The 16,305-nt window shown below is 62.9% G+C and carries 13 protein-coding genes; 10 read left to right on the forward strand and 3 right to left on the reverse strand.

Going from position 1 to position 16,305, the window contains the following annotated elements:
- The first annotated feature begins 7 nt into the window (after nucleotides 1-7).
- From gcvP to HU736_RS12410, 5 genes are all read left to right on the forward strand, one after another.
- A complete protein-coding gene (gene gcvP / locus HU736_RS12390; RefSeq protein WP_186697517.1) occupies nucleotides 8-2,863 on the forward strand; it encodes an aminomethyl-transferring glycine dehydrogenase in 2,856 nt (951 codons plus the stop codon).
- 69 nt (nucleotides 2,864-2,932) lie between these two features.
- The gene (locus HU736_RS12395) at nucleotides 2,933-4,309 is read left to right on the forward strand and encodes an L-serine ammonia-lyase (RefSeq protein WP_186697515.1); all 1,377 of its coding nucleotides are present in this window, start codon (nucleotides 2,933-2,935) and stop codon (nucleotides 4,307-4,309) included.
- Nucleotides 4,310-4,335: 26 nt separating this feature from the next.
- Complete coding sequence (gcvT, locus tag HU736_RS12400) at nucleotides 4,336-5,460, forward strand: glycine cleavage system aminomethyltransferase GcvT (RefSeq protein ID WP_186697513.1); 1,125 nt, start codon at nucleotides 4,336-4,338, stop codon at nucleotides 5,458-5,460.
- Between the two features lie 335 nt (nucleotides 5,461-5,795).
- The gene (locus tag HU736_RS12405) at nucleotides 5,796-6,008 is read left to right on the forward strand and encodes a cold-shock protein (protein WP_101316916.1); all 213 of its coding nucleotides are present in this window, start codon (nucleotides 5,796-5,798) and stop codon (nucleotides 6,006-6,008) included.
- Between the two features lie 94 nt (nucleotides 6,009-6,102).
- Nucleotides 6,103-6,591, forward strand: coding sequence for an RDD family protein (locus HU736_RS12410; RefSeq protein WP_186697511.1), 489 nt, complete (start codon nucleotides 6,103-6,105; stop codon nucleotides 6,589-6,591).
- A gap of 411 nt (nucleotides 6,592-7,002) precedes the next feature.
- Here HU736_RS12410 and lptG read toward each other — a convergent pair whose 3' ends face one another.
- Nucleotides 7,003-8,064, reverse strand: a complete 1,062-nt coding sequence (lptG, locus tag HU736_RS12415; protein ID WP_101316912.1) for an LPS export ABC transporter permease LptG — start codon at nucleotides 8,062-8,064, stop codon at nucleotides 7,003-7,005.
- Nucleotides 8,051-9,172: an LPS export ABC transporter permease LptF gene (lptF, locus tag HU736_RS12420; RefSeq protein ID WP_103436198.1), complete on the reverse strand. Its 1,122-nt coding sequence runs from the start codon at nucleotides 9,170-9,172 to the stop codon at nucleotides 8,051-8,053. The genes lptG and lptF overlap by 14 nt, the downstream gene beginning before the upstream one ends.
- Nucleotides 9,173-9,471: 299 nt before the next feature.
- Here lptF and HU736_RS12425 point away from each other — a divergent pair, with 299 nt between their 5' ends.
- The 5 genes from HU736_RS12425 (at nucleotide 9,472) to rlmF (ending at nucleotide 15,932) form a co-directional block, all read left to right on the forward strand.
- Nucleotides 9,472-10,962 carry a leucyl aminopeptidase gene (locus HU736_RS12425; RefSeq protein WP_186697509.1) on the forward strand — a complete coding sequence of 497 codons (1,491 nt, stop codon included), beginning with the start codon at nucleotides 9,472-9,474 and terminating at the stop codon, nucleotides 10,960-10,962.
- 47 nt (nucleotides 10,963-11,009) lie between these two features.
- The gene (locus HU736_RS12430) at nucleotides 11,010-11,438 is read left to right on the forward strand and encodes a DNA polymerase III subunit chi (protein ID WP_103436196.1); all 429 of its coding nucleotides are present in this window, start codon (nucleotides 11,010-11,012) and stop codon (nucleotides 11,436-11,438) included.
- A gap of 5 nt (nucleotides 11,439-11,443) precedes the next feature.
- Nucleotides 11,444-11,812, forward strand: coding sequence for a DNA polymerase III subunit chi (locus tag HU736_RS12435; protein WP_186697507.1), 369 nt, complete (start codon nucleotides 11,444-11,446; stop codon nucleotides 11,810-11,812).
- A 149-nt stretch (nucleotides 11,813-11,961) separates the two neighbouring features.
- A complete protein-coding gene (locus tag HU736_RS12440) occupies nucleotides 11,962-14,808 on the forward strand; it encodes a valine--tRNA ligase (RefSeq protein WP_103436194.1) in 2,847 nt (948 codons plus the stop codon).
- Between the two features lie 167 nt (nucleotides 14,809-14,975).
- A complete protein-coding gene (gene rlmF / locus HU736_RS12445) occupies nucleotides 14,976-15,932 on the forward strand; it encodes a 23S rRNA (adenine(1618)-N(6))-methyltransferase RlmF (protein ID WP_103436193.1) in 957 nt (318 codons plus the stop codon).
- A 48-nt stretch (nucleotides 15,933-15,980) separates the two neighbouring features.
- On the opposite strand, the gene HU736_RS12450 is transcribed toward rlmF, so the two are convergent.
- On the reverse strand, nucleotides 15,981-16,262 hold the full coding sequence (locus HU736_RS12450) for an HU family DNA-binding protein (protein WP_029613585.1): 282 nt from the start codon (nucleotides 16,260-16,262) through the stop codon (nucleotides 15,981-15,983).
- Nucleotides 16,263-16,305 lie beyond the last annotated feature (43 nt).

Below are 16,305 nucleotides of genomic sequence, written 5' to 3' on the forward strand. Positions count from 1 at the left end.
ACCGACCATGACCAGTAACCTCGGCACTGCCAACGAATTCATCGCCCGCCATATCGGCCCGCGCACCGCTGACGAGCAGAGCATGCTCGCCAAGTTGGGTTTTGACAGCCTCGACGCCATGAGCGCCGCGGTGATCCCCGACAGCATCAAGGGCACCAGCGTGCTCGGCAGCAGCGACGGCCAGAGTGAAGCCGAGGCGCTTGCCGCGCTGAAAGCCATCGCTGGCAAGAACCAGCTGTTCAAAAGCCTGATCGGCCAGGGCTACTACAACACCCACACGCCTGCCCCGATCCTGCGCAACCTGCTGGAAAACCCGGCCTGGTACACCGCCTACACGCCTTACCAGCCAGAGATCTCCCAAGGTCGCCTGGAAGCCCTGCTGAACTTCCAGACCATGATCAGTGACCTGACCGGACTGCCGATCGCCAACGCCTCGCTGCTCGACGAAGCCACCGCTGCCGCCGAAGCCATGACCTTCTGCAAGCGCCTGTCGAAAAACAAGGCCAGCCACAGCTTCTTCGCTTCGCAGCATTGCCACCCGCAGACCCTCGACGTACTGCGCACCCGTGCCGAGCCGTTGGGCATCGAAGTGGTGATCGGTGACGAGCGCACGCTGGATGACACCAGCCGCTTCTTCGGCGCACTGCTGCAATACCCGGCCAGCAATGGCGATGTGTTCGACTACCGCGAACTGGTCCAGCGCCTGCACGCCGGCAACGCCCTGGTCGCGGTGGCTGCTGACCTGCTGGCGCTGACCTTGCTGACCCCACCCGGTGAATTCGAAGCCGACGTGGCCATCGGCAGCGCGCAGCGCTTCGGCGTGCCGCTGGGCTTCGGCGGCCCGCATGCGGCCTACTTCGCCACCCGCGATGCATTCAAACGCGATATGCCAGGCCGCCTGGTCGGCGTGTCGATTGACCGCTTCGGCAAGACCGCCCTGCGCCTGGCCATGCAGACCCGCGAGCAACATATCCGCCGCGAGAAGGCCACCAGCAACATCTGCACCGCGCAGGTCCTGCTGGCCAACATCGCCGGCATGTACGCCGTTTACCACGGCCCGGCTGGCCTCAAGCGCATCGCCGAGCGTACTCACGCGCTCACCGCAATTCTCGCCGCTGGCCTGGAGCAACTGGGCGTCACCCTGCAGACCCAGGCGTATTTCGACACGCTGACCCTGGCCACAGGCGCAACCACCGCCGCCCTGCACCACAAGGCCCGCGAGCAGCGCATCAACCTGCGCCAGATCGACGCCGAGCAGCTGGGCCTGTCGCTTGATGAAACCAGCACCCAGGCTGACGTCGAAGCGCTCTGGCAGCTATTTGCCGGCGAGCAGTCGCTGCCCGACTTCGCCGCCCTGGCTGCGGCTGATGAGTCTCACCTGCCAGCAGCGCTGCGTCGGCAGTCGGCGATCCTCGAACACCCGGTGTTCAACCGCTACCACAGCGAAACCGAGCTGATGCGCTACCTGCGCAAGCTGGCGGACAAGGACCTGGCGCTGGACCGCAGCATGATCCCGCTGGGCTCCTGCACCATGAAGCTCAACGCCGCCAGCGAAATGATCCCGGTAACCTGGGCCGAATTCGGCAACCTGCACCCGTTCGCCCCCGCCGAGCAAAGCCAGGGCTACCTGCAGATGACCAACGAGCTGGAGGCGATGCTCTGCGCTGCCACCGGCTATGACGCGGTGTCGCTGCAACCCAACGCCGGCTCCCAGGGCGAGTACGCCGGCTTGCTGGCGATCCGTGCCTACCACCGCAGCCGTGGTGACGCGCACCGCAATATCTGCCTGATCCCGTCGTCGGCACACGGCACCAACCCGGCTACCGCGCACATGGCAGGTATGCGTGTGGTAGTGACCGCCTGCGATGCGCGCGGCAACGTCGACATCGCCGACCTGCGCGCCAAGGCCGTCGAGCACCGCGAGCAGCTGGCAGCGATCATGATCACCTACCCGTCCACCCATGGCGTGTTCGAGGAAGCCATCGGCGAAATCTGCGCGATCATCCATGACAACGGCGGCCAGGTGTACATCGACGGCGCCAACATGAACGCCATGGTCGGCCTGTGCGCGCCGGGCAAGTTCGGTGGCGACGTCTCGCACCTGAACCTGCACAAGACCTTCTGCATCCCCCACGGCGGTGGCGGCCCGGGTGTCGGCCCGATTGGCGTCAAATCACACCTGGCGCCGTTCCTGCCCGGCCACGCGGCGCTGGAAAACACCACCGGTGCGGTCTGCGCCGCGCCGTTCGGCAGCGCCAGCATCCTGCCGATCACCTGGATGTACATCCGCATGATGGGTGGCGCTGGCCTGACCCGCGCCTCGCAGATGGCCATCCTCAACGCCAACTACATCGCCCGCCGCCTGGAAGAGCACTATCCTGTGTTGTACACCGGCAGCAATGGCCTGGTGGCGCACGAGTGCATTCTTGACCTGCGCCCGCTCAAGGACAGCAGCGGCATCAGCGTCGATGACGTGGCCAAGCGCCTGATCGACTACGGCTTCCACGCCCCGACCATGTCGTTCCCGGTGGCCGGCACGTTGATGATCGAGCCGACCGAGAGTGAATCGCGGGAAGAACTGGACCGCTTCTGCGATGCCATGATCAAGATTCGCGAAGAGATCCGCGCCGTCGAAAACGGCTATCTGGACAAGGATGACAACCCGCTGAAGAACGCCCCGCACACCGCTGCCGAGCTGGTCGGGGAATGGGCCCACGGCTACAGCCGCGAGCAGGCGGTGTATCCGCTGCCAAGCCTGGTTGAAGCCAAGTACTGGCCACCAGTGGGTCGGGTCGACAACGTGTTTGGTGATCGCAACCTGATCTGCGCCTGCCCGTCGATCGAGAGCTATCAGGACGTCTGATAGCCGCCTCGCCCGCCTCCACTGGAGGCGGGCGCACCCGACAGCCAGGCCTGTTCCGAGGAGCAATCCATGTCCCTGAGCGTGTTCGACCTGTTCAAAATTGGCATCGGCCCCTCCAGCTCACACACGGTTGGGCCGATGCGCGCGGCCGCGCGCTTCGCCGAAGGCCTGCGCCGCGACGGCCTGCTGAGCCAGACGGCCAGCGTCAAGGCCGAGCTGTATGGCTCGCTCGGTGCCACCGGCAAGGGCCACGGCAGCGACAAGGCGGTGCTGCTCGGCCTTGAAGGCGCCCAGCCCGACAGCGTCGATACCGACAGCATCGCCCCGCGCCTGCAGGCTATTCGCAGCAGTGGCCGGCTGTGCCTGCTCGGTGAGCACGAAATCGCCTTCAACGAAAAGCAGCACCTGGCGATGATCCGCAAGCCGCTCGACTATCACCCCAACGGCATGATCTTTCGCGCCTTCGACGAGGCCGGTTTGCAGTTGCGCAGCCGCGAGTATTACTCGGTCGGCGGCGGCTTCGTGGTCGATGAAGAAGCGGCCGGACACGATCGCATCGTCGAAGACCGCACCGTCCTGGCCTACCCGTTCACCACCGGCAAACAGTTGCTCGGCCATTGCAGCGCGCAGCAGCTTTCGTTCAGCCAGGTGATGCTGGCCAACGAAGCGGCCTGGCGACCGGAACAGGAAACCCGGGACGGCCTGCTGCGGATCTGGCAGGTCATGCAGGACTGCGTCAGTGCCGGCTGCCAGCACGAAGGCATCTTGCCTGGAGGACTCAAGGTCAAACGCCGTGCGCCGGCGCTGTACCGACAGCTCAGCCAGCACCCGGAAGCCAGCCTGCGCGATGCCTTGTCGGTGCTCGACTGGGTCAACCTGTATGCACTGGCGGTCAACGAAGAAAACGCCAACGGCGGGCGCGTGGTCACAGCGCCCACCAACGGTGCCGCCGGGATCATCCCGGCCGTGCTGCACTACTACATGCGCTTTGTGCCCGGTGCCAACGAGGACGGCGTGGTGCGATTCCTGCTGACCGCCGCAGCGATCGGCATTCTGTACAAGGAAAACGCGTCGATTTCCGGCGCCGAAGTCGGCTGTCAGGGCGAGGTCGGCGTAGCCTGTTCGATGGCTGCCGGGGCGCTGTGCGAGGTCATGGGCGGCACTGCCCAGCAAGTCGAGAACGCCGCCGAAATCGGCATGGAGCACAACCTCGGGCTGACCTGCGACCCGATTGGCGGGCTGGTCCAGGTGCCGTGCATCGAGCGCAACGCGATGGGCTCGGTCAAGGCGATCAATGCCGTGCGCATGGCCTTGCGCGGCGATGGCCAGCACTTCGTCTCGCTCGACAAGGTGATCCGCACCATGCGCCAGACCGGCGCCGACATGAAAAGCAAATACAAGGAGACCGCCCGCGGCGGTCTGGCCGTCAACATCATCGAATGTTGATCTGAACCACTCTCAAGGAGTCACCGATGTCCGAAGTACAGCTGCACAAGACCCCGCTGCACGCGCTGCACCTGGAACTGGGCGCGCGCATGGTGCCGTTCGCCGGTTATGACATGCCGGTGCAGTACCCGCTCGGCGTGCTCAAAGAACACCAGCACACCCGCGCCCAGGCCGGTTTGTTCGACGTCTCGCACATGGGCCAGATCCGCCTCAGCGGCAGCGCTGCGGCGCAGGCGCTGGAAACCCTGGTACCGGTCGACATCATCGACCTACCAGTCGGCATGCAGCGTTATGCGATGTTCACCAACGACGCTGGCGGCATTCTGGATGACTTGATGGTGGCCAACCTGGGCAACGATGAGTTGCTGCTGGTGGTCAATGCTGCCTGCAAGGAGCAGGACCTGGCGCACCTGCGCCAACACCTCGAAGGCCAGTGCGAGATCCAGCCGCTGTTTACCGAGCGTGCGCTCCTAGCCCTGCAAGGCCCGGCCGCGGTAACGGTGCTGGCGCGCCTGACGCCAGAGGTAGCGAGCATGACCTTCATGCAGTTCCGTGCAGTCAAGTTGCTCGGTCTGGACTGCTACGTCAGCCGCTCGGGTTACACCGGCGAAGATGGTTACGAGATTTCGGTACCGGCCGAAGGTGCAGAGCTGCTGGCCCGGCGCCTGCTGCAAGAGCCTGAAGTGCAGGCCATCGGCCTTGGCGCGCGGGACTCGCTGCGCCTGGAAGCCGGCCTGTGCCTGTATGGGCATGACATGGACAGCACGACCACACCGATCGAGGCCAGCCTGCTCTGGGCCATATCCAAGGTACGCCGCGCCGACGGCGAACGTGCCGGTGGCTTCCCCGGTGCCGAGCAGATCTTCGCCCAACAGCACCAGGGCGTGGCGCGTAAACGGGTCGGTTTGCTGCCGCAGGAACGGACTCCGGTGCGTGAGGGCGCCGAGATTGTCGATGCCTCCGGCAAGGTAGTCGGCAAGGTCTGCAGCGGCGGCTTCGGTCCGACCCTGGGAGCACCGCTTGCGATGGGCTACGTGGACCTCGCCCACACCGCACTCGACACTCCCCTGAATGCGGTAGTGCGGGGTAAGAACGTGCCGTTGAAAGTGAGCAAGATGCCTTTTGTTGCGCCACGTTACTACCGCGGCTAAGCCGGCCTGCTTATTCGATTTCGAACCTGTTCGATAACTTTTTGAAAATGGCGCCAGCCCAGGCGCCATGGTATCTGGAGCACTATTAAACAGTGCGCCTGAGATCCTGTTATTGGGTGTTATGCGAGGGCTTGTCATGGTCGCAAAAGTTGGCGTACATTCAGCCCACTGTGTTTGCATGGGTCGCAATTGATCGTGACTTGGGCCAGTAGCCGCGGTCCGCTACAACCCGTTCGACGACGCTTGGTTTCCTGCACTACAGCGTAATTTTGCCGACTGCCTGCAACAGCAGTGCGCGGTTATCACCCTCTAGAAGATTCATGGGAAACAAGACAATGGCTCAGCGTCAGAACGGTACCGTCAAATGGTTCAACGATGAAAAAGGCTACGGCTTCATCACCCCGGAAAGCGGCGCGGACTTGTTCGTGCACTTTCGCGCAATCCAGGGCGACGGCTTCAAGACCTTGAAAGAAGGCCAGAAGGTCAGCTTCGTGGCAACTCAGGGTCAAAAAGGCCTGCAGGCTGATGAAGTGCAAGTAATCGCCTGACAACTGATATAAAAAAGCCCCCGCATTGACATGCGGGGGCTTTTTTACGCCTGCAATTTCATAGAATGCGCTTTTGGCCTGACGAGTTGCCTGCATGCCCAAACACACCCTGCACCCCCAAGGCGAGTTCCCACCCGCCGGCCTCGGGCGCCGACTGGCGGCGATGTTCTACGACTTTCTGCTGTGCACGGCACTGCTGATCGTCACCGCCGGGGCGTACAAGCTGATCCAGATGTCGATCATTGGCCAGGAGCGCATGCGCACCCTCACCGACGCCGGCGCGCTGGATGGCGACCCGCTGCTGTCGACGGTACTGCTGTTCGCGCTGTTCGGTTTCTTCGCCAAATTCTGGACCCACGGCGGCCAGACCCTGGGCATGCAGGTATGGGGCGTACGAGTACAGAACGCCGACGGCAGCGCCATCAGCCTGTGGCAGGCGCTGTTGCGTTTTGTCGTGTCGATTGCGTCATGGCTATGCCTGGGCCTGGGCTTTGTCTGGGCACTGTTCGACAAACGCAAACGCTGCTGGCATGACATCTATTCGCAGACGGAGTTGGTGCGCGTGCCAAAGCAGAAGAAGTGATTCTGAGCCGTTGAGAACATAGCAGCCAAGCCGCTCAAGCTCTGCGCCAGCGCAGCGAGGCGTGCCCTTGATCTTGATCTGCTTTTGATCTTGATCTACCGGCGACTCAGGAGGCCGAGCGCAGGTCTTGCGGAGGGAGGTGCCGGCCATGGATGGCCGGCAAGCGCTGCGGCCCAGGATGGGCCGTACAGCGCGGTCCTCCCGGGAGCAAGACCGGAGCGAGGGAACCCCGCAGCGCAGCGAAGGGGCCGGATGTGGAGCCAAGCCCTTTTTTGGTTACTTTTTTGGGGCGCGGCGTTTGCCAAAAAAGTAACTCGCCGTAAAGGCGAAAGGGGCCCGATCAGCCACCAAAAACTCCGGAGAAGCTCCCATTGAGCGCGAACAGCCCAAATATAGCCCGGACCGCCCCGGTCACCCCGCCCGACGCAGCAACCAAACCCCAGCCAACGCACAAATCCCCGCCGGCAACAGCACCGCCAACAACGGCGGGAAGCCAAACACCTGACTAGAAGGCCCCAGCAAATCCTGAGCAATCTTGAAGGTAAACCCAACCAGCACACCGGTAAACACCCGCTGCCCCAAGGTCACCGACCGCAACGGCCCAAAGATAAACGAGATCGCCATCAACACCAGCGCCGCCGTCACCACCGGTTGCAGCACCTTGCCCCAGAACGCCAACCAGTAACGCGCATTGTTCAGCCCCTGATCAGCCAGGTAATGGATGTAATCCCACAACCCGGTAATCGACAGCGACTCAGGCGCCAACACCACGGTATTGAGCAGCTCAGGCGTAACCGACACATCCCAACGCTCTTCCGGCGCCTTGATCACCTCAGTGTGATCCCCGCGAAAGTGCGTAGTAGTGACGTCATTCAGCTGCCAATGATCAGTGCTGTAGGTAGCACGACGAGCAAAGCTCGAGGTGATGATCTTGCGCTCGGCATCAAAGCGATAACGGGTCACACCCAACAACAAGCCATTGGGCTGCACCGAGTTGATGTGCACATACTCATCACCCTGCCGGTGCCACATACCGCGCTTGGAGCTCTGCGCCTCACCGCCACCCTGAGCAAGCGACCGCTCGGCCTGCCCCTTGTTCTCCGTCACCGGCGCGATGTATTCGCCGATCAACAGACCAACCAGCATCAGTACCAGCATCGGTTTCATCACTGCCCAGACGATGCGGCCGATGGACACGCCCGCCGCACGCATGATGGTCAGCTCGCTGCTGCTGGCCAGGCTGCCAAGACCAATCAGACAGCCGATCAAGGCCGCCATCGGCAGCATCTCGTATAGCCGCCGCGGCGCGGTCAGTAACACGAAGTAACTGGCGTCGAGCACGCTGTAGGTGTCGCTCAGGTCACCCATCTCATCGATGAAGGCAAACAGCGAAGCCAGCCCGAGAATGATGCCGAGGACCGCCAGAATGGCCACCAGCACGCTCATGCCGATATAACGATCAAGCTTGGCCACGGGTCACCTCCGCGCGCCGTGCAGCCTGTTTCAGGCGCATCGGTTCCCAGTACATCAGGCCCAGGCCGATGAGCAGGAACAACCCATGCACCCACCACATGCCCAGGGCGATTGGCAGCTTGCCCTTCTCGAGGGCGCCGCGTACGGAAATCAGCATTGTCAGGTAAGCCATGTAGAGAAGAATCGCCGGCAACAGCTTGAGGAAGCGCCCTTGGCGTGGGTTGACCCGCGACAGCGGCACCGCCATCAAGGTCACGATGAATACCAGCAGCGGCAGCGACAAGCGCCATTGCAGCTCGGCGCGCTCACGCAGGCCCGTCTGGCCGAACAGCTCGGAAGTCGGGATGGCTTCACGCTCGGTGACTTCTTCGCTGACTTCAGGCTTGGGCAGCAAGACGCCATAAGTGTCGTACTTGATCGCACGGTAATCGGCCTGGCCGGGGTTACCGTCGTAGCGGTAGCCGTTTTCCAGCACCAGATAGCGGTTGCCGTCGGCCTGTACTTCCTGGTGGCCCTTTTCAGCCACCAGTACCGAAGGCGCGCGGTCCTTGGTCTTGTCCTGGTTGAAGCGCTTCTCGGAGATGAACACGCCACTGAGGTTGACGCGGTCGTCCGACAGTTGCTCGGTGTAGGTCACCCGCGAGCCGTCACGCAAGGTCTGGAAACGCCCAGGCACCAAGGTATCGAACTCGGTCAGCGCATCCTGCTGAGAGATGATCTGCTGCACCTGCGCGACGCCCTGCGGGGCCAGGCTCAGGCTCAGCCAGGCCACCAGCAGTGCCACCAGCGCAGCCGGTGCCAAGGTCATGGCGAGCAGACGCTGCTGGCTCATGCCGGTGGCAGACAGCACGGTCATTTCGCTTTCCAGGTACAGCCGGCCATAAGCCAGCAAGATACCCAGGAACAGCCCCAATGGCAGGATCAACTGCAGGAAACCCGGCAGCCGGAAGCCCATGATCAGGAACAGCACGCTCGGGTCAAGAACCCCCTGTGCGGCCTGCGCCAGGTATTTGATGAAACGCCCGCTCATGATGATCACCAGCAGCACAGCGCTGACGGCGCTCAAGGTCAGCAGGACCTCGCGGGACAAATAACGAAAGACGATCAAACCAGACACTCCTGGGTTGTCAGGGGCGGACGCCAAACAATGGCTTCAGACAGCCAAGACCAATGCCGGTTCGCCAGGGGCGAACCTCCATGTAAAGTGCGCGCATTATCCTGTGATTGCCCTCGCCTGTCACTTGGCTACGCATCAGCGCAGACATCGGGGTTGTCAGCACGCTTGCGCGAGGCTCAAACTGGCAGCTTTCCTGCTGGCACGCGAGTACGCGGCCAGGCTCGCATCGAGCGTATCCAGGGCTGACGAAAGCCCATGCGCTATCTGACTGACCATTCGGGGACCCGTACATGGAACTGGTTGTAAAGAGCGTAGCTGCTGCATCGGTGAAAACCGCAACTTTGGTACTGGCCGTTGGCGAAGGGCGCAAGCTCGGTGAAATCGCCAAGGCTGTCGACGAAGCCAGCAACGGCGCCATCAGCGCCGTGCTCAAGCGCGGCGACCTGGCCGGCAAGCCGGGCCAGACCCTGCTCCTGCACGGTGTAGCCGGCTTGAAGGCCGAGCGCGTGCTGCTGGTCGGCAGCGGCAAGGATGACCTTGGCGACCGCAGCTGGCGCAAGGTGGCCAACGCTGTCGCCGGCGTGCTGAAAAACCTCGGTGGCAGCGATGCCGTGCTGGCGCTGGACGATATCGCCATCACCGGTCGCGAAGGTCATTACGGCAAATACCGCCTGCTGGCTGAAAGCCTGCTCGATGGCGAGTACGTGTTCGACCGCTTCAAGAGCCAGAAAGCCGAGCCGCGCGCCCTGAAGAAAATTACCCTGCTGGCCGACAAGGCTGGCTTGGCCGAAGTCGAACGCGCCGTGCAGCACGCTACCGCGATTGCCAGCGGCATGGCCTTCACTCGCGACCTCGGCAACCTGCCGCCTAACCTGTGCCACCCGGTGTTCCTGGCTGAACAGGCCAAGGAGCTGGGCAAGACGCATAAGGGCCTCAAGGTCGAAGTGTTCGACGAGAAAAAAATCAAAGAACTGGGCATGGGTGCCTTCTATGCGGTCGGCCAGGGCAGCGAGCAGCCGCCACGCTTGATCGTCATGCAGTACCAGGGCGGCAAAAAAAGCGAAAAACCCTATGTCCTGGTCGGTAAAGGCATCACCTTCGACACCGGCGGCATCAGCCTCAAGCCGGGCGCCGGCATGGATGAAATGAAGTACGACATGTGTGGCGCCGCCAGCGTGTTCGGCACCCTGCGCGCCGTGCTTGAACTGAAGTTGCCGATCAACCTGGTGTGCATCCTCGCCTGTGCCGAGAACATGCCGAGCGGCAATGCCACACGCCCGGGCGACATCGTCACCACCATGAGCGGGCAAACCGTCGAAATCCTCAACACCGACGCTGAAGGCCGTCTGGTGCTGTGTGACGCCCTGACCTACGCCGAGCGCTTCAAGCCGCAGGCGGTGATCGACATCGCCACCCTCACCGGCGCCTGCATCGTCGCTCTAGGCAGCCACACCACGGGCATGCTCGGCAACAACGACGAACTGCTCGGGCAACTGCTCGACGCCGGCAAGCGCGCCGACGACCGCGCCTGGCAGCTGCCACTGTTCGATGAGTATCAGGAGCAGCTCGACAGCCCGTTCGCCGACGTCGCCAACATCGGCGGGCCAAAGGCCGGCACCATCACCGCTGCCTGCTTCCTGTCGCGCTTTGCCAAGGCCTACAACTGGGCCCACCTGGACATCGCCGGCACCGCCTGGATCAGCGGCGGCAAGGATAAGGGCGCCACTGGCCGCCCGGTACCGATGCTGACCCAGTATCTGCTCGACCGCGCCAACGCCTGACCGGGCAGGGCGGCAGCCCGCAGGGGCTGCCGCCAACGGACTGAATCATGAGCCAAGTAGACTTCTATGTGCTGCCCACCGACGCCCTCGACGCACGGTTGGATTTTGCCTGCAAGCTGTGCGAGAAAGCCTGGCGGCTGGGCCATCAGGTGTACCTGCATTGCGAGGATGCCGACCAGCGCGCTCAGCTCGACCAACGCCTGTGGCAGTTCAAGGGCGAAGCCTTTGTGCCCCACGATCTGGCCGAGGTCGATGCCAACGCCGTGGTGGTGCTGGGTCTGGGCAACGATGCCGGCAGCCATGCCGACCTGCTGATCAACCTTGGCGGCGAAGTGCCAGGCTTTGTCGGCAACTTCCAGCGTGTAGCGGAAATCGTCGTCGAGGCGCCAGCGATTCGCGAGGCGGCCCGAGAACGGTTCCGTTTCTACCGGGAACAGGGCTATGCTCTGCACAATCACCGCCTACAGCGACTTTAACGACGATGGACAAGCCTTCTTCTCTGCCTACCTCCGCCCACCTGCTGGATGATCTCGAGTCGATTCGGGTGCTGCTGGGCGACGACAACCTGCAACCGCCGCTGCTGACCGATACCGTCGAGCAAATCCCGCTGGTGCTCGACGAGCCGCAAGGCAACCGAGCGCCGACGCCCGTGGCCGAAATCGAAGCCGAGGACGACGACGCTGCCCAGGCGCGCCGCCAGGACACCTTGCTGCGGCTGGACGCCGAGCTGCGCGCTGCTGCGCAGTTGATCATGCAGGACGTCATCAACGACTACACCCCGCACATCGAGACCGAAATCAAACGCCGTCTCGATGCCCGAATGGAGCGCCTGCTCAAGCGCCCCGAGTAACCGCACAGCCCGCAGTGCCGCGTAGCGGCGGCTGACGAAGTCTGCACGCAGCACTCGCCGCGATCGACTCAGGCGCCTGTCGCGTGCAACCAGCCGCTCCGTTATACTGCTCGGCTTTCCCGAATTAATGCCTAAGGGTCCCGCCGCGCATGGATAAGACCTACCAGCCGCACGCCATTGAAACTTCCTGGTACAACACCTGGGAGTCCGAGAACTACTTCGCCCCACAAGGTGCAGGCGAGTCCTACACCATCATGATCCCGCCGCCAAACGTGACCGGCAGCCTGCACATGGGCCATGGTTTCAACAATGCGATCATGGATGCCCTGATCCGCTTCCGCCGCATGCAGGGTCGCGACACCCTGTGGCAGCCGGGCACCGACCACGCCGGTATCGCCACGCAGATGCTGGTAGAGCGTCAGCTCGAGGCCAAAGGCCAGAGCCGCCACGATCTGGGCCGCGAACAGTTCCTCGACAAGGTCTGGGAATGGAAGGAACAGTCCGGCGGCAACATCAGCCGGCAGATCCGCCGTCTGGGCTCGTCGGTCGACTGGAGCCGCGAGCGCTTCACCATGGATGACGGCTTGTCCGATGCGGTCAAGGAAGCCTTCGTGCGCCTGCATGAAGACGGCCTGATCTACCGCGGCAAACGCTTGGTCAACTGGGACACCAAGCTGCACACGGCGATCTCCGACCTTGAAGTGGAAAACCACGACGAGAAGGGCCACTTGTGGAACCTGCGCTACCCGCTGGCCGATGGCGCCACCACCGCTGATGGCAAGGACTACCTGGTAGTTGCCACCACTCGCCCGGAAACCCTGCTGGGTGACGCGGCGGTTGCGGTCAACCCGAGCGATGAGCGCTATCAGGCGCTGATCGGCAAGTTCGTCAAACTGCCGCTGGTCGGGCGTCTTATCCCGATCATCGCCGACGACTACTGCGATCCCGAGTTCGGCACCGGCTGCGTGAAGATCACCCCGGCCCACGACTTCAACGACTATGAAGTCGGCAAGCGTCACAACCTGCCGCTGCTGAACATCTTCGACAAGAATGCGCTGGTGCTGGCCAACGCCCAGGCGTTCAACCTCGACGGCAGCCTCAACGATCAGCTCGACGCCAGCCTGCCTGCGCAATACGCCGGCCTCGACCGCTTTGTCGCGCGCAAGCAGATCGTTGCCGACCTGGATGCCCAGGGCTTGCTGGTCAGCGTCGATGACCACGCCCTGAAGGTGCCCAAGGGCGACCGCTCCGGGACCATCATCGAGCCGTGGCTGACCGACCAGTGGTACGTGTCGACCAAGCCGCTGGCCGAGCCTGCGATTGCGGCCGTTGAAGACGGCCGTATCCAGTTCGTGCCCAAGCAGTACGAAAACATGTACTTCTCGTGGATGCGCGACATCCAGGACTGGTGCATCAGCCGTCAGCTGTGGTGGGGCCACCGCATCCCGGCCTGGTACGACGAAGCCGGCCAGGTCTACGTTGGCCGCAACGAAGCCGAAGTCCGCGCCAAGCATCAGCTGGGCAGCGACGTGGTGCTGCGTCAGGACGACGACGTGCTGGACACCTGGTTCAGCTCGGGGCTGTGGACCTTCTCCACTCTCGGCTGGCCAGAGCAAACCGAGTTCCTGAAGAAATTCCACTCCACCGACGTGCTGGTCACCGGTTTCGACATCATCTTCTTCTGGGTTGCCCGGATGATCATGCTGACCATGCACCTGGTGAAGAACGAGGACGGCACCCCGCAGGTACCGTTCAAGACTGTCTATGTGCACGGCCTGGTGCGTGATGGCCAAGGCCAGAAGATGTCCAAGTCCAAGGGCAACGTGCTTGACCCGCTGGACATCGTCGACGGTATCACCCTCGATGCCCTGCTGGAAAAACGCACCAGCGGCATGATGCAGCCAAAACTCGCCGAGAAGATCGCCAAGCAGACCAAGGCCGAGTTCCCGGAAGGCATCGCCAGCTACGGCACCGATGCCTTGCGCTTCACCTTCTGCTCGCTGGCGTCGACCGGTCGCGACATCAAGTTCGACATGGGCCGCGTCGAAGGCTATCGCAACTTCTGCAACAAGATCTGGAACGCCGCGCGCTACGTGCTGGACAAGGGCGAAGACTGCGGCCAGAACGGCGAAGCCTACGAGCTGTCTCTGGCTGATCGCTGGATCATCTCGCAGCTGCAGCGCACCGAAGCCGAAGTGACCCGTCAGCTGGAGCAGTTCCGCTTCGACCTGGCCAGCCAGGCACTCTACGAGTTCATCTGGAACCAGTATTGCGACTGGTACCTGGAGCTGTCCAAGCCGGTCCTGTGGGACGAAAACGCCCCGATCGAGCGCGCCCGTGGCACGCGTCGCACGCTGGTGCGGGTACTTGAAGTGGCACTGCGCCTGGCGCATCCGTTCATGCCCTTCATCACCGAAGAGATCTGGCAGCGCATCGCGCCGCTGGCCGGCGTCAGCGGCAAGACGATCATGCTGCAACCGTGGCCGGTGGCCAACGAGAGCCGTATCGATACCGTTGCCGAAGGCGATATCGAATGGCTGCAACAGCTGATGAACGGCCTGCGCAACATCCGCGCCGAGATGAACATCGGCCCGGGCAAACCGCTGCCGCTGTTCCTCAAGAACGCCGGTGGCGAAGACCAGCGCCGCCTGCGGGAAAACGAACCATTGCTGAAGAAGCTGGCCAAGGTCGAGTCGTTCACCGTGCTCGGTGAAGCCGACGAAGCGCCGTTGTCGGCGACCGCACTGGTGGGTGATCTGCAGGTGCTCGTGCCGATGGCTGGGCTGATCGACAAGGATGCCGAGTTGGCGCGCCTGAACAAGGAAATCCAGCGTCTGCAGGGCGAAGTCCAGCGCGTCGGCGGCAAACTGTCGAATGCTGCCTTTGTCGACAAGGCACCGCCTGCGGTGATCGACAAGGAACGCGCCAAGCTGGCCGAAGCCGAACAGGCACTGGCCAACTTTACCGAGCAGCATGCGCGGATTGCAGCGCTGTAACTCGACATTGCTGACCTGAGCGGCGAGGGCTTTGCCCTCGTTTCGCGACACAAGGCCGCTCCTACACCGACCGCGCTCACCTAGACTGACGCGGTTACTGTAGGAGCGGCCTTGTGTCGCGAAAGGGCCGCAAAGCGGCCCCAAGGCTTGCAACACCGGATCCGACCATGACCGCAAAACCCAACCTGCACCCAAGAAACCGCCACCAGGGCCGTTACGACTTCCCCGCCCTGATCAAGGCCCACCCTGACCTTGGCCGTTTCACCATCACCAACCCCTACGGCAACCCCAGCATCGACTTCGCCAACCCCGAAGCCGTGCGCGTGTTCAACCGCGCACTGCTCAAGGCTCAGTACGGTATCCAGCACTGGGATATTCCGGCCGACTACCTGTGCCCGCCGATCCCTGGCCGCGCCGATTACCTGCACGTCCTCGCCGATCTGCTGGCTGCCGATAACGGCGGTGAAATCCCCCGCGGCCCTCAGGTACGCGCGCTGGACGTCGGCGTCGGCGCCAATTGCATCTATCCCCTGCTCGGCCACAGCGACTACCGCTGGAGCTTCCTCGGCTCGGATATCGACCCGGTGGCGCTGGCTTCGGCCAAAGCCATCGTACAGGCCAATGGCCTCAACAAGGCCGTTGCCCTGCGCCAGCAAAGCAACAGCAAGCACATCCTCAGCGGCCTGCTACAGCCCGACGAGCGATTCGATGTGACGCTGAGCAACCCCCCCTTCCACAGCTCGCGCGACGAGGCTACCCGTGGCAGCCAGCGCAAATGGAAAAACCTCGGCAAGCAAGACCCCAAGCGCAAGCTGCCGGTGTTGAACTTCGGCGGGCAAAACAATGAGCTGTGGTGTGAAGGCGGCGAAATCCGCTTCGTCAGCCAGCTGATCAGCGAGAGCGTCGCCTGCGCGCCGCAGGTGCTGTGGTTCACCAGCCTGGTATCCAAGGCGAGTAACCTGCCGGTGATCGAAGCCGCACTGAAAAAGGCTGGCGCCGTAGCAGTACAGACGCTGGCAATGGGCCAAGGGCAGAAACAGAGCCGCGTGGTTGCCTGGAGCTTCCACGACGCAGCTGCGCGCAAAGCCTGGCATGCGCAGCGCCAGGGCAAATCGCAGGCGTAAAAAAACCGCGCCCGGCAAGCCGGGCGCGGTTTATCGAAGCGTCGACAATTACTTGTTGACGGCGTCGGTCAGCACTTTCGCAGGTACGAACTTGACGACTTTCTTGGCAGCGATTTCGATGGCAGCGCCAGTCGAAGGGTTGCGGCCGGTACGGGCAGGACGCTCCGAGACTTTCAGCTTGCCGATGCCTGGCAGAGTGATTTCGGCGCCGTTTTCCAGTTGGTCGGCAACGATCTGGCCAAGTTGCTCCAGGGCGTTACGAGCGGTGGTTTTTGGCGCGTCGATTGCTTCGGCGATGTCGGCAATCAGTTGGTCTTTGGTCAATGCCATGGTGGTGTTCCTTCCCTAAAAAATTCAGAGGTTATGCAGCATG

The sequence above is a fragment of the Pseudomonas shirazensis genome (genome assembly GCF_014268785.2).
GTDB lineage: Bacteria > Pseudomonadota > Gammaproteobacteria > Pseudomonadales > Pseudomonadaceae > Aquipseudomonas > Aquipseudomonas shirazensis.